This window comes from Bradyrhizobium sp. INPA03-11B (assembly GCF_040446015.1).
GTDB lineage: Bacteria > Pseudomonadota > Alphaproteobacteria > Rhizobiales > Xanthobacteraceae > Bradyrhizobium > Bradyrhizobium macuxiense_A.
Genome location: NZ_JASGSR010000001.1, coordinates 101,784 through 115,422 on the forward strand (window position 1 = coordinate 101,784; position 13,639 = coordinate 115,422).

The window sequence follows — 13,639 nt, forward strand, 5'->3', positions numbered from 1 at the left end:
GAGCAGTCACGTTGGGGATCGAATCGGTGGCTGGAAAGATGTCCGATACAGTCCATTCACTCAGCACGAACGGATTGACGCCCAAGCGGCAAATCCAGCGCTGGTCGGATGCGCTCACTGACCTCTGTGGTCAGTTCGACGTCGATGCGCTGGAAGGATCCTCGCTCGAGGGTCGCATCAATTTCACGACGGTCTCGCGATTGAAGCTGTGCCAGATCGAGGCAAGCCAGCACCGGATCGCGCATACCATCTCGCGCATCAAGCTGAGCGAGCACCCCTACATCAAGATCGTCTTCCAGACCCACGGCGTCTCGCATTTCGAGCAGGACGGTCTGCACTTCGACATCATGCCGGGCGACTGCTTCGCCTACGACGTGTCTTGTCCGCATACGATCATCAGCCCGTCCCTGACCCGTCACGAGGTTGTCATCGTGCCGAAGGACCTGCTCAAGGAGCGCGGCTTCCAGCTCTCCAAGATGGCGCCCTGCAAGCTCTCGGCGCGCAACGGCACCGGCCGCATTGCCTATGATTTCGTGCACGCCGCGTTCGGAGAGGCGCCGACGCTGACCCCAGTCAATGCGGTCGGCGTCGCCGATGCTCTGATCGATTTGCTGCTGCTGCCGCTGCGCGAAACCGGCGCCATGTTCGACCGCGGCAGCGCCGAGGCAACCTATGTGCGGGCCCAAGGCTTCATCCGCGAGCACCTGCGCGATCCCGATCTCTGCATCGACCGCATCTCAGCGGCGCTCGGCTGCTCGAAGCGGTATCTGCACATGCTGTTCAGCGATCGCGGCATGACGGTCAGCGACTACATCTGGAAGGCCCGGCTGCAGAATTGCCGGCAGGAGCTGGAATCCCAGAACGGCAAGACCATCACGGACGTCGCCTTCTCCTGGGGTTTCTCGAGCTCTTCGCATTTCAGCCGCGTGTTCCGGAAATATTTCGGCATCGCGCCCTCTTCCGTCCACAAGGGTCTGCACAGCGGCATGCCGGTGGACGTGGTGCTGGAGTAGCGTTTCCGTCTGGCGTGCAGGCGTCACGCCATGCTGTCGACCTTCAAACCCTCATCAATCAAGCTGTCCTCAATCAAGGCTTGGGCGCGCAATCTGAAGCGGGACAGCGTTGCGCTGTATCTCGCGGCGCGTGACCCGCGCGTACCATGGTACGCCAAGGCCGTGGCGATCGCGGTGGCAGCCTATGCACTCTCGCCGATCGATCTGATTCCGGATTTCATCCCGGTGCTCGGCTATCTCGACGATCTGATCCTGCTGCCGCTCGGCATCTGGCTTGCGATTGCGCTCGTTCCGGACGAGGTGATGGCGGAATGCCGCGCCAAGGCCGGCGCGGTATTGCAGCGACCGATCAGCCGGGCCGGGATGATCGCAATCATCGTGCTCTGGATCGCCGGTGCACTGGCGCTGGTGTGGGCCGCTTTCAGATACTGGCCGCGGTAGCAGCCTTCGGCACCAGCGCTTCGACCGTCACGCCGTCATCGGTGGAGTTGATCTTGAGCGTGCCGCCGAGCGCGAGGATCCGCTCCTGCATGCCGGTCAAGCCGCGGCCAAACCTGTGATCGGCAAGCATCCCGCGGCCATTGTCGCGAACCCGCACCAGCGCGCCATCGCGGCTGCCGCGCAGGCCGGCCTGCCGCTCAACGGGCTCGATCGTGATATCGACTGCCGTTGCCCCGGCGTGGCGGAACACGTTGGTGAGCGCTTCCTGGACGATGCGGTAGATCGTCAAATCGGCCATCTCGCCGGTCTCGCCGAGATCCGGCGACACGTTACTCTCGATCTCCACCTCCGGGTGCGTCTCGCTCCACAGCCGCACCAGCGCGCCGAGCGCTTCCGCAAGCCCGAGCTCAGCCAATCCCACCGGCCGCAATCGCTCAAGGATGCGGCGAGTGAACTGCTGGAGCGCGTTGACCTGCTCAAGGATGGCGTTGCCGTGCTTGCGCAATGCGGCAGGGTCCGCCTTGTCCACCTCAGACAGCCGGGTCAGCGCGCCGGCATGCGCGCGCAGCGCAAACAGATAGGGCCCGAACTCGTCGTGCAGTTCGCGCGCGATCTCCTTGCGTTCGGAATCCTGCAGCGAGACCGCACGTTCGGCGAGTTGCCGCTTGCTGTCGACGGCCTCGCCAAGCGTCGCCGCCAAATGGTTCAGTTTGGCACAGGTCGCGGCCAATTCGGGCGATCCGCCGGGCTCGACCCGCGCGTCGTAATCCCCGGCCTCGATACCGATCATGGCCTGCGACAGCGCCTCGAGCGGCGCCAGCGCGCGACCGACCACCAGCATGGTCACCAGCAGCAGCGCCACCGCGATCGCGGAGCCGATCTCGAGCTGAGTAACGATGCCATCCCAGATCTCGGCGATCTCGTCGTCGGGATGCGAGGTGACGACAAGCGATTGCGGCTTGCCGTGAACCGAAATCGGCACCCGCACCGAGGTCTGCTCGGGATGGACCAGCGCGACGAACCACTCCGGCGGGGCGCGCGGATCGCCCCCGTCCTGCGGGCGCTCGGGGGACTTTGCGGTCGCGTCATCCTGCCGCGTGATGCTGACATGGCGCAGCCGGCTCAGATCCTCGACGATCTGATCGAGCCGCGCATCGGGATCCGGCGCCTCGTCGAGACCGGCCACGATCGCAGCAACAAACTCGCGCGCCAGCCGGATAACACTTTGATCTTCTGCCTGAACGCGAGGTCCCGCCTCGAGCGCCAGCCGCGCGATATTGATGCCCAATCCAAGCGCCAGTATCAGCGCCAGCAACAGGTTGATCCGTGCGCGCAAGGATAGCTTTTGCCACATGACGTTGCCCCCGACCGCGATTCCTCCTCCGAGAGGATCGTTGACAGCCAAATTTGCCCGGCTATCTAATCGCACCCTATCGCAATCCCGTGCGAGGTGCACAACCGGTCGGAACCGAGGTGTTCTTCGCGTAAGCCGATGTGATGACGCGTGAATCGATGAGGTCGCCGGAACAACGCCATGCGCATTCTGATCGTTGATGATCATCCCATCGTTGCCTCCGGTTGTCGCACCGTGTTCGCAGACGATCCCGAGATCACCCTGCTCGAAGCACCTGATGCCGAAAGCGGCGAGCGGGCTTTCGTCGCGGAGAAGCCCGATCTCTGCGTGATCGACATCAACCTGCCGACCGTCTCCGGCTTCGAGCTGGCCCGGCGCATCCTGACCCGTGATGCATCCGCGCGCCTCATCATGTTCAGCATGAACGACGACCCGGTGTTCGCCGCCCGCGCCATCGACATCGGCGCCAAGGGCTACGTCTCGAAGACCGGCGATCCCAACGATCTGGTGGAGGCGGTGCGCGAGGTCGGCAATGGCGGCGTCTATCTGCCGCCGGCGATCGCACGCAACGTCGCATTTGCACGGCCGGGCTTTGCGCAGAATCCGCTTTCCAAGCTGACCTCGCGCGAGATGGAGATCCTGCGCCTGCTCAGTTCCGGCAAGAGCCTGTCGGAGATCGCCTGGCTGGTCCATTCGTCCTACAAGACGGTCGCAAACACGTCATCGATCATGCGCCAGAAGCTTGGCGTGCGCACCTCGGCAGAGCTCGTGCGCCTCGCGATCGAGAGCGGCGTCGCCTGACACCGCGCACCAACATAGAGGATACGACGATGCAGACGGTTTCCCAGAACAAGTCGCATGGCGGCACACAAGGCGTCTACCGCCATCCCAGCCGCGAGACCAAGACCGACATGACCTTTTCGGTGTTCGTCCCGGAGCATACGGCCGGCGCCAAATTGCCTGTCGTCACCTATCTGTCGGGCCTGACCTGCACGCACGCCAACGTCACCGAGAAGGGCGAATTCCGCCAGGCTTGCGCCGAGCTCGGCCTGATCTTCGTCGCTCCGGATACCAGCCCGCGCGGCGAAGGCGTCCCGGGCGACCCCGCCAATTCCTACGATTTTGGCCTCGGCGCTGGTTTCTACGTCGATGCGACGGAGCAGCCGTTCGCGACCAACTACCGGATGTGGAGCTACGTCACCGAGGAATTGCCGAAGCTGATCGCCGAGCAATTCCCGGTCGACACGACGCGGCAATCGATCCTCGGTCACTCCATGGGCGGCCATGGCGCGCTGACGGTGGCGCTGCGTTATCCGGATCGCTATCGCGCGGCCAGCGCGTTTGCGCCGATCGTGGCGCCATCGCAGGTGCCGTGGGGCAACAAGGCGCTCGGCGGTTATCTCGGCAGCAACAAGCAGGCGTGGCGCAAGCATGATGCGGTCGCGCTGATCGAGGATGGCGCGCGCTTCTCCGACCTGCTGGTCGATTACGGCGACGCCGACGGTTTTCTCACCGAGCAGCTGCGGCCCGAACTCTTGAAGGCGGCCTGCGAGAAGGCCAACATTCCCCTCACCTTGCGGCGTCAGCCGGGCTACGACCACAGCTACTACTTCATCTCGACCTTCATGGCCGATCATCTGCACTGGCACGCCGCGCGGCTGAAGGCGTGAGCGTCGCCTCGCCGGGAAGGGTAATCCACGAATATATCCCCGTCATCCTGAGGAGCCGCGAAGCGGCGTCTCGAAGGATGCACGGCCCGGCTCGTGGCCGTCGACCCTTCGAGACGCGCGCGAGAGCGCGCTCCTCAGGCTGACGGGGATAGACTGCCGTCGCTCAATCAAGTTTTTTGCTAGTGAAGGACTGATCTACCGCGCTTGCGGCGCGCCGTAGTTCGGCGCGAGCAGGCGGTTACGCACGAGGTAAACGGTGGCGCGCGACCAGGATTCGTCGGTGTTGCCGCGCATGTCGGCGCTTGCTGCTGTCACCAATTGCCCGGTGTGTACGTCGCGCAGATAGAGATTGATGTTGAGGATGAGGTTGGAGACCTTCTGCACCACACCCGTCATCGCAAGGTCGGCGCCGAGCTCGCCGGCCAGTTTCACGTCGCATCCGCCGCAGGCCTGAAGATTGCTGCCGTGCGCCGCAGCATTGACCGGCGCGATGTCGATCACGCGGAACTTGCCGGAGTCCGCGAGCTCCTTGCGCACCTGATCGCCGGTGCGGAGCAGCCGCGCCTGCTCGTCGGTCCGCGGCCCGTTCATCTCCCCTTGCAGGCTGGTGTCGATCATCTCGAGGTCGAACACCGCGAGCTTGGGCGGCTCGGCGCGCGCGGCCGCAGACATCACCAGCAGGGATATGACAAAGGCAGATGCTGATCTCATCATTGTGAACCAATCGAAATTTGTAACCTCGCAACGACAAAAAGCGGGGTTGCAAGCCAGGCCAATTTCGTCATCTTGCATCTCAACGCATGGTCCGACAATGCCATGCCCGGTGAAGAAAGACTGCGGGAGGAGTTATGTTCCGATGGCTGATCGGCACGATCGCGCTCAGCATGGTGGCGACCGGCGCATTGGCGGCTGATCCCGTCGAGATCCATATCGGTTACCTCGGCCATGCCGGCATCAAATCGACGCTCTCGCTGGTCGAACAGCCGGCCGACAATGACGGCATCGCCGGTGCGCGGCTTGCGATCGAGGACAACAACACGACCGGCAAATTTCTCAACCAGCGCTTCGCGCTCGATGAGGTCAAGGTCAAGGACAGCGACGATGTCGCCAAGGTCGCGACCGATCTCGCCGGCCACAACGACTACATCATCACCGACCTGCCCGCCGATGCGCTGCTTAAGGTCGCCGACGCGCTGCGCGACCGCGGCACCGTGCTGCTGAACGCGGGCGCGATCGATGATCGGCTGCGCGAGCAGGACTGCCGCGGCAACGTCATCCATATCGCGCCGACCCGCTCGATGCTGGCGGATGCGCTCGGCCAGTACCTGGTGTGGAAACAGTGGAAGCGCTGGCTGCTGGTGACTGGCTCGCACGACCAGGACAAGCTCTACGCCGACGCACTGCGCCGCGCCGCCACCCGTTTCGGCGCCAAGATCGTCCAGGAACGGACCTTCGAGGACACCGGCGGCGCGCGCCGCACCGATTCTGGCGTGACGCTGATCCAGCGCCAGATGCCGGTGTTCACCCAGCAGGCGCCGGCTTACGACGTGCTGGTCGCCGCCGACGAAAGCCAGGTGTTCGCGAACTATCTGCCCTACCGGACCTGGGATCCGCGGCCGGTGGCCGGCTCGGCCGGCCTGGTGCCGACCAGTTGGGACGCCGCGCATGACCAATGGGGCGCGGTCCAGATCCAGAACCGCTTCGTCAAGCTCAACATGCGCCGCATGACCGCGCTCGACATGCAGGCCTGGACCGCCGCGCGCATGATCGGGGAAGCTACGTCCCGCACCAATTCGGGGGATCCCAAGAAGGTCATCGCCTTCCTCAAGGGCAAGGATTTCTCGATCGCCGCCTTCAAGGGCACGCGACTGACCCTGCGAGACTGGAATCTGCAGCTCCGCCAGCCGATCCTGCTGGCCGATGGTCGTATGGTCGTTTCGGTCTCGCCGCAGGAAGGTTTCCTGCATCAGGTCTCCGAGCTCGACACGCTCGGTGTTGACCGGCCTGAAACGAAGTGCAAGCTGCAGTGAGGGAGATGAAACGTATGTGGCGCCGCTGTTTGTTGACCGGGATGCTGGTTTGGCTTGCCGCGACACCGGCGTCCGCCTTCGTTGCCTATGTCTCCAACGAAAAGGGCAACACCGTCACGGTGATCGACACCGACAGCTGGACGGTGACGAAAACCATCAAGGTCGGCCAGCGGCCGCGCGGCATCGAGTTCTCGCGCGACGGCAAGTTCGTGATGGTCGCGGTCGGCGACGACGACACGATCCAGGTGATCGACGCCAAGACCCAGGAGATCGTCGACACCCTGCCCTCCGGCCCCGACCCGGAACTGTTCACCCAGGATGCCGCCGGCAAGACCATGTACGTCGCCAACGAGAACGACAACACGGTTACAGTAATTGATCTCGAGAAGCGCGCCCGCCTCGGCGACATCCAGGTCGGCGTCGAGCCCGAGGGCATGACGATCAGCCCGGACGGCAAGATCCTGATCAACACGTCCGAAACCACCAACATGGCGCATTTCATCGACACCACGACGCGCCAGATCGTCGCAAATGTGCTGGTCGATTCGCGGCCGCGCTTTGCCCAGTTCAAGCGCGACGGCTCCGAATTGTGGGTCTCCTCGGAGATCGGCGGCACGGTGTCGATCATCGATCCGGTCAAGCGCGAGGTAACCGGCAAGATCACCTTCGAAATCCCGGGCCTGCGCAACGAGGCGATCCAGCCCGTCGGCATCGGCATGACCAAGGACGGCAAGACCGCGTTCGTTGCGCTCGGCCCTGCCAACCGCGTCGCGGTGGTCGACGGCACGACCCACAAGGTGCTCAAATATCTGCTGGTCGGCCAGCGGGTCTGGCACATGGATTTCACCCCGGACGAGAAATATCTGATGGTCACCAACGGCGTTTCGAACGACGTCTCGGTAATCGACGTCGCGGCCCAGAAGGTGATCAAGACCATTCAGGTCGGCGAACTGCCCTGGGGGATCACGATCGCGCAGCCATGACCGCAACCGACGCCCATATCGCGAGCCAGCCCTCGCCGGATGCAAGTCCTGCAGCAACCGCGCAGCCGGCGCTGTCGATCGGCAATGTCAGCCACAGCTACGGTCCGCGGCGCGCCCTGATTGATGTCAATTTCACGGTGCAGCCTGCGAGCTTCACCGCGCTGCTGGGCCTCAATGGCGCCGGCAAGAGCACGCTGTTTTCGCTGGTGACGCGGCTGTTCGGCATCCAGAACGGCCAGATCAAGATCTTCGGCCACGACATCAGCCGGACGCCGGGTGAAGCGTTACGGCTGATGGGCGTCGTGTTCCAGCCGCGCACGCTCGATCTCGATCTGTCGCTGACGCAGAATCTGCTCTATCACGCCGCCCTGCACGGCATCTCACGGCGCGAGGCGCGGCTGCGCAGTGGTGAGGTGCTCACGCGCATCGGCCTTGCCGACCGCGCCGGCAGCAAGGTGCGCGATCTCTCGGGCGGCCAGATGCGAAGGCTCGAGATCGCCCGCGCGCTGCTGCACCGGCCGCGGCTGCTGCTGCTCGACGAGGCCACCGTCGGGCTCGACGTCAAGGCGCGCGCCGACATTCTCGACCATGTCCGCCAGCTCGTCACCGAGCAGGGCATCGGCGTGCTCTGGGCGACGCATCTGTTCGACGAGATCATGCCGGGCGACGACCTCGTGGTGCTGCACCAGGGCCGGATGCTGGCGCAAGGCCCGATGGCGCGCGTGATCGCGGACGCGGGCGCCCAGGACGTCAACACCGCGTTCATGCGCCTGACCGGAACGGCAACCCTCACCGGAAAACCGCCAACATGAGCAGCACGACGGTCACGTCTGAGCGAAGCGGCTTCTCGGTGTCGGAATACATCGTCTGCCTGAACGGCATCGTCTGGCGTGAGGCGCTGCGCTTCCTGCATCAGCGCGAGCGCTTCGTCTCGGCGCTGGTCAGGCCGCTGGTCTGGCTCTTCATCTTCGCGGCCGGCTTCCGTCAGGTGCTCGGCATCTCGATCATCCCACCCTATGAGACCTACATCCTCTATGAGGTCTATATCGCGCCCGGCCTGATGGCGATGATCCAGCTGTTCAACGGCATGCAATCCTCGCTGTCGATGGTCTATGACCGCGAGATGGGCAACATGCGCACGCTGCTGGTCAGCCCGCTGCCGCGCGGCTATCTGTTGTTCTGCAAGCTGCTCGCCGGCACCGCGGTGTCATTGCTGCAGGTCTACGCCTTCTTGCTGATCGCGTGGTTCTGGGACATCACGCCGCCGACCATCGGCTACCTCACCGTGCTTCCGGCGCTGGTGTTGTCGGGCCTGATGCTCGGCGCACTGGGCATGCTGATCTCCGCCAGCATCAAGCAGCTGGAAAATTTCGCCGGCGTGATGAACTTTGTGATCTTCCCGATGTTCTTTGCCTCGTCGGCGCTCTACCCGCTCTGGCGCGTGCAGGAAGGCAGCCCGATGCTGTACTACGTCTGCCAGTGCAACCCATTCACGCATGCAGTGGAGCTGATCCGGTTTGCACTCTACGGCAAGATGAACTGGATTTCGCTCGCGGTGGTCGGCGGCTGCACGGTGGTGTTCATGATCGGCGCGATCCTGGCTTACGATCCATCGCGCGGCCTGGTGCGCCGCGGCCCCGGCGGAGGCGAGGCATGACAGGCTGGCGATGGGGATTTGGTGCGCTGCTCGCGACAGTGCTGTCGAGCCAGGTCGCATCGGCCGCGGACCCACGTTATCCGGATTGGCCCTGCCAACAGGCCAAGGTGCCCGAGATCTCGCTCGCCGCGGTCTGGGCCGGGCCGCCGCTCGGCGACGCCGAGACCAAATGGAGGGACGATCCGAAGATCAGCGCACTCGCGACCAAGCTCGCGGCGCGCCGCGTCCCGCTCGAGGATGCGCAGAAGCAGATCACCGAGTTCCTGCAGGCCGCCGCGGCGGACAAGGCCAATGCGGGAAAGCTGCTGTTCGCGGGCCTGTTCGATACGCTCAACGGGCAGCGCGCCTCGGTCATGAACGGGCTCGAGCGCGTGATGCGCAAGCAGCGCGAGGCCGCGGAGAAGATCCGCGACGACACGGTCAAGCTGCAGGCGCTGCAGGATGCCACCCCGCCGGACCAGGCCAAGGTCGACGAACTCGGCAACCAGCTGGTCTGGGAGACGCGGATCTTCGAGGACCGCGGACGGGTGGTGAAATTCGTCTGCGAGGTGCCGACCACAATCGATCAGCGCCTGTTTGCGCTCAGCCGCACCATCCAGCAGGAACTGGATTGAGGCCTGCGACCGATCGCCCCGGCGAACATTAAACCTGCCCCCTCATGTGCCTCCTGGGCCGCACCGGCCCGGAACCAACCGCGCTCCCCGTTCGTTGTCTCCAACTATATCTGAAGTTGGGAGACCTCGATGAGAGCAGCCAAGATCGTCATGACCAGCCTCGCCGCTGCGAGCCTGATCACCTCAGCGGCTTTGGCCCAGCAATCCATGTCGGGAATGGTCACCAAGATTGACCGACTGCGCAGCACGATCTCGATCCAGCAGACGCAGAGCGGCACGGTGGGCGCGACCGGCGCTGCGATTCAGGAATACAAGGTGCCCAAGGGGCAGTCGCTCGAAGCTTTCCACGCCGGTGACAAAGTGACGTTCACCGCGTCGGACAGCGACGGCGGCAAGACCATCGACAAGCTCGACAAGGAGAAATAACGCGCTCGAGCGTTTGCGCTGGAGCGCTTTCCTGGCCTTGCGAGGACGGCGTTACTGCTCGCCCTCGCGCGGCTCGGGCTCCGCATCCGCCAGCGGCAGCTTGGCCCGTTCCCATCCGTCGGTTCCCTCCGGATACCACGCCACGTTGCGGTAGCCGTAGGACAGCACGCGCTTGGCTGCATTCCACGACATCCAGCAACTCTCCTGGCAATAGATCACGAGCAATTTTGCTCTGTCGTCGCCGGAGGCACGCGCCAGGCCGCGCCGCAGATAGTCCTCGGTTGACGCGGCAAGCTTGCCGTAGCCGGTGTCGGGCAGCCAGATGCTGCCGGGGATGTCGCGATGCGGCCGCTCGCGCCACACCGTGCCGGCGGGCAGTTTCGGCTTCGGCGGGCGTGGCAGCACATCGACGAAGGCACCGGACCCGTCGCGCCAGATCGCTGCCGTTTCCTCGGTCGTGAGCACGCGTGCGCCGGCAAGCGTGGCCGGCACCGGCGCGCGGTAATCCTCGGTGCGGTACCCCTCGGGCTCTGCGGGCTGGTCCTGCGCGCGGACAGGCGAAGCGGCGACCACCAGCACCGCCAGCATGACCGCCAGTTTGATCATGGCGACTTGGTAGCGGTCTCCGGCCCGATCGGACGATCGTTCTCGTCGAGCAGCGGAACGCCGAAGGCGAGCAGGATCTTGTTGATCGCCGGCTGGTTCTCTTGGATCAGGCGATTGAGCTGCCGCTTCCAGTTCTGGTCGGACCCGCGCACGCCCATGCCGATGCGATAGACCAGCTTCGGTCCCGTGGTCTCCTTGACCAGCGGCGTGATGTGCAGCGGCGGATTCGCCTTCTTGGCATAAAAGCCCGCCATCGGCCCCCACAGGATGCCGGCATCGATCTCGCCCTTTTCGAGATCGTTCATCATCGTCTCGGCCGAAGAATCGTAGCGCGTATCGATCATCAGCGGATAAGGCTTCGCATTGCCCATCAGCCCGTTGATGGCCATGTTGGTCGCCGGCGGCGTTCCGGCGACGATACCGATATGCTTGCCCTTCAGCCGCTCATCCTCGAGCGTCGTGACCTCATCCAGTCCGCTGCCCGGCTTGGCGACGATCGCATAGGCCGTGCGGTAATACGGATTGGTGCCTTGCGCGAGGTCGTCGCCTTGCGGAAATCCCATGATCACGTCGCAGCGATGCGAGCCGAGGGTGACCCGCACGAAGCCGGTCGCCTGCGGAAAATACATGTAATCGAGCTTCTTCTGCAGCTTCTCGGCGAACAGCTCGCCGATCTTGTTCTCAAAGCCCTCGCCCTTGTCGTTCGAGAACGGCAGGTTGCGCGGATCGGCACAGATGCGGAGCACTTTGGGATCGACCAGCTCGATGGAGAGTTCGCCCTGCTCATTGACCTGCGCACGCGCGATGTCGCGGCCGGCGACACAGGCGATAAAGCCGACAAGCGCGAACAGGACTGGACGGCATCCGACAACTCTCATCACGCGGTCTCCTCTTGAGCGGACAGGTCACCGTCATCAGGCAATTGCCCGGCAAAGCATGACGTGCAACAGGGATAATGATCGCGACGGCGCCGCGTTGCTTGTTGCAGCGCAAACGGACGTGAGACGACATCGTTCACGCGTCCCGGAGAAACTGAGGCGGAAACATGGCTCATGGCGGTTCGGTGCTTGCGCTGCTCCTGATGCTTTGGGCGCCGACCATAGCGCGGGCGCAAGAGGCGGAATTGCCTGTGAGCGAAGTCGCCCCCGGAATATTCGTTCACACCGGCGTCACTGCGTTGATGACGCGCGAGAACGAAGGCGCCATCGCCAATGTGGGCTTCGTGATCGGCGACAGTGCCGTTGCCGTCATCGACACCGGCGGCAGCGTCCGCGAAGGGCGGCAATTGCTCGCCGCGGTGCGCAGCCATAGCGACAAGCCGATCCGCTACGTGATCAACACCCACGCGCATCCGGACCACAGCTTCGGCAACGCGGCGTTCGTCGGCGACGGGACCAGCTTTGTCGGCCACAAGGCCCTGCCCCGCGCGCTGGCGGCACGCGGGCAATTCTATCTCGACGGGTTTCGGCGGACCATGGGCGATGCCTTGATCGACGAGGTGCGGATCATTCCACCGACCGTGCTGGTCGAGGACACACTGAAGCTCGACCTCGGCGGACGGAGCCTCACTCTGAAGGCCTGGCCGCCTGCCCACAGCGACAATGACCTCACCGTCTTCGACGAGCGCAGCGGCACCCTGTTCGCCGGCGACATGGTGTTCCTCGAGCATATTCCCGTGGTCGACGGCAGCCTCAAGGGCTGGCTGCGCGCGCTCGGCGACCTCGCCGCGATTCCCGCCGCGCGCGTGGTTCCCGGTCACGGACCCGTGAGCGCATGGCCTGCGGCGCTCACCGACGAACGGCATTATCTCGAGACGCTGGCCACGGATGTGCGCGCGCTGGTCAAAAGCGGCAAGCCGATCACGGCTGCGGCGGAGCACGCCGCGGCAGCTGAGCGGCCGCGCTGGCAATTGTTCGATGATTACAACGCCCGCAACGCAACTGCAGCATTCTCGGAAATTGAATGGGAGTAGCTGTTGGTCCTATAGTGATGCGGCTGCATAGGATTTCGCGAACATGACCGGACATCACGCCCGCCTGCTTTGCATCGCCAGCCTCGTTGCGATCGCGCTGGGCACACCGGCCGCGCCCGCTGCCGAGACCTATGATCCTTGGCCGGGCCTCGTCCAGGACATCTTCAGCAATCGTCCGATGAATGACGGCAACGATGTCATCGGCATCGAGATGCCGGCGCGCGCGGAGGACGCGGCGATCGTTCCGGTGACGCTGCGCACCAAGCTGCAACCCAGCGACAGCCGCCGCGTCGTCGCCATCACGCTCGTGATCGACGAAAACCCCGCGCCGATGGCCGCAAAATTCACGCTCGGGCCGGACGCCAATGTCACCGAGATCTCGACCCGCGTCCGTGTCAACAATTACACCAACGTGCACGCCGTCGCGGAGCTCAGCGACGGCAAGCTCTATGTGAGCAAAGTTTACGTCAAGGCATCCGGCGGTTGCTCGGCACCGGCCGGCAAGAACGTCGAGGAAGCCAAGAACCACCTCGGCCAGATGCGCTACCGGCAATTCACGAAGTCCGAACAGGGGCCAGCGACCAGCACGCGCGAAGCCCAGATCATGATCGGGCATCCTAACAATTCAGGCCTGCAGATGGACCAGGTCACGCAGCTCTATATCCCGGCCTTCTTCGTCAACGAGCTGCACATCTGGCAGGACGACAGTCCGGTGTTGGCCGTGGAGGGCGGAATCTCGATTTCCGAGGACCCCAACATCCGCTTCACCTACGTCTCGAACGGCGCCAAGCACTTCCGTGCCGAAGCCAAGGATACCGACGGGCACGTCTTCGAGCACGAATGGAAGGTCGAGAATCCCGGGACCTGAAGGGT

At 64.2% G+C, this 13,639-nt stretch carries 16 protein-coding genes; 12 read left to right on the top strand and 4 right to left on the bottom strand.

The window, feature by feature from the left end:
- Nucleotides 1–38 precede the first annotated feature (38 nt).
- Both QMZ05_RS00535 and QMZ05_RS00540 read left to right on the top strand, forming a co-directional pair.
- Nucleotides 39–1,013: a helix-turn-helix domain-containing protein gene (locus QMZ05_RS00535; protein ID WP_050419328.1), complete on the top strand. Its 975-nt coding sequence runs from the start codon at nt 39–41 to the stop codon at nt 1,011–1,013.
- 30 nt (nt 1,014–1,043) lie between these two features.
- A complete protein-coding gene (locus QMZ05_RS00540; RefSeq protein WP_353698984.1) occupies nt 1,044–1,454 on the top strand; it encodes a YkvA family protein in 411 nt (136 codons plus the stop codon).
- Here QMZ05_RS00540 and QMZ05_RS00545 read toward each other — a convergent pair.
- Complete coding sequence (locus QMZ05_RS00545; protein ID WP_353698985.1) at nt 1,435–2,808, bottom strand: histidine kinase; 1,374 nt, start codon at nt 2,806–2,808, stop codon at nt 1,435–1,437. The two genes, QMZ05_RS00540 and QMZ05_RS00545, sit on opposite strands and share 20 nt — an antisense overlap.
- A 180-nt stretch (nt 2,809–2,988) precedes the next feature.
- Here QMZ05_RS00545 and QMZ05_RS00550 point away from each other — a divergent pair, with 180 nt between their 5' ends.
- Complete coding sequence (locus QMZ05_RS00550) at nt 2,989–3,609, top strand: response regulator transcription factor (RefSeq protein ID WP_353698986.1); 621 nt, start codon at nt 2,989–2,991, stop codon at nt 3,607–3,609.
- A gap of 29 nt (nt 3,610–3,638) precedes the next feature.
- A complete protein-coding gene (fghA, locus tag QMZ05_RS00555) occupies nt 3,639–4,478 on the top strand; it encodes an S-formylglutathione hydrolase (protein ID WP_353698987.1) in 840 nt (279 codons plus the stop codon).
- Nucleotides 4,479–4,673: 195 nt separating this feature from the next.
- On the opposite strand, the gene QMZ05_RS00560 is transcribed toward fghA, so the two are convergent.
- Nucleotides 4,674–5,189 carry a DUF3280 domain-containing protein gene (locus tag QMZ05_RS00560; RefSeq protein WP_353698988.1) on the bottom strand — a complete coding sequence of 172 codons (516 nt, stop codon included), beginning with the start codon at nt 5,187–5,189 and terminating at the stop codon, nt 4,674–4,676.
- 137 nt (nt 5,190–5,326) lie between these two features.
- On the opposite strand from QMZ05_RS00560, the gene QMZ05_RS00565 reads away from it, so the two are divergent.
- From QMZ05_RS00565 to QMZ05_RS00590, 6 genes are all read left to right on the top strand, one after another.
- Complete coding sequence (locus QMZ05_RS00565) at nt 5,327–6,508, top strand: ABC transporter substrate-binding protein (RefSeq protein ID WP_353698989.1); 1,182 nt, start codon at nt 5,327–5,329, stop codon at nt 6,506–6,508.
- 5 nt (nt 6,509–6,513) lie between these two features.
- The gene (locus QMZ05_RS00570; RefSeq protein ID WP_353698990.1) at nt 6,514–7,491 is read left to right on the top strand and encodes a YVTN family beta-propeller repeat protein; all 978 of its coding nucleotides are present in this window, start codon (nt 6,514–6,516) and stop codon (nt 7,489–7,491) included.
- A complete protein-coding gene (locus QMZ05_RS00575; protein WP_353698991.1) occupies nt 7,488–8,303 on the top strand; it encodes an ABC transporter ATP-binding protein in 816 nt (271 codons plus the stop codon). The genes QMZ05_RS00570 and QMZ05_RS00575 overlap by 4 nt, the downstream gene beginning before the upstream one ends.
- The gene (locus tag QMZ05_RS00580) at nt 8,300–9,148 is read left to right on the top strand and encodes an ABC transporter permease (RefSeq protein WP_353698992.1); all 849 of its coding nucleotides are present in this window, start codon (nt 8,300–8,302) and stop codon (nt 9,146–9,148) included. Before QMZ05_RS00575 ends, QMZ05_RS00580 begins: the two co-directional genes overlap by 4 nt.
- The gene (locus tag QMZ05_RS00585; RefSeq protein WP_353698993.1) at nt 9,145–9,762 is read left to right on the top strand and encodes a hypothetical protein; all 618 of its coding nucleotides are present in this window, start codon (nt 9,145–9,147) and stop codon (nt 9,760–9,762) included. Before QMZ05_RS00580 ends, QMZ05_RS00585 begins: the two co-directional genes overlap by 4 nt.
- Before the next feature lie 150 nt (nt 9,763–9,912).
- Complete coding sequence (locus QMZ05_RS00590) at nt 9,913–10,188, top strand: copper-binding protein (RefSeq protein WP_353698994.1); 276 nt, start codon at nt 9,913–9,915, stop codon at nt 10,186–10,188.
- A gap of 51 nt (nt 10,189–10,239) precedes the next feature.
- On the opposite strand, the gene QMZ05_RS00595 is transcribed toward QMZ05_RS00590, so the two are convergent.
- On the bottom strand, nt 10,240–10,794 hold the full coding sequence (locus QMZ05_RS00595) for a PQQ-dependent catabolism-associated CXXCW motif protein (protein ID WP_353698995.1): 555 nt from the start codon (nt 10,792–10,794) through the stop codon (nt 10,240–10,242).
- Entirely contained in the window at nt 10,791–11,672 is an 882-nt protein-coding gene (locus tag QMZ05_RS00600; RefSeq protein WP_353698996.1) for a substrate-binding domain-containing protein, read from the bottom strand. Before QMZ05_RS00600 ends, QMZ05_RS00595 begins: the two co-directional genes overlap by 4 nt.
- A 167-nt stretch (nt 11,673–11,839) precedes the next feature.
- On the opposite strand from QMZ05_RS00600, the gene QMZ05_RS00605 reads away from it, so the two are divergent.
- Both QMZ05_RS00605 and QMZ05_RS00610 read left to right on the top strand, forming a co-directional pair.
- Complete coding sequence (locus QMZ05_RS00605; protein WP_353698997.1) at nt 11,840–12,766, top strand: quinoprotein relay system zinc metallohydrolase 2; 927 nt, start codon at nt 11,840–11,842, stop codon at nt 12,764–12,766.
- A gap of 43 nt (nt 12,767–12,809) precedes the next feature.
- Complete coding sequence (locus tag QMZ05_RS00610) at nt 12,810–13,634, top strand: quinoprotein dehydrogenase-associated SoxYZ-like carrier (protein WP_353698998.1); 825 nt, start codon at nt 12,810–12,812, stop codon at nt 13,632–13,634.
- The last annotated feature ends 5 nt before the right edge of the window (nt 13,635–13,639 follow it).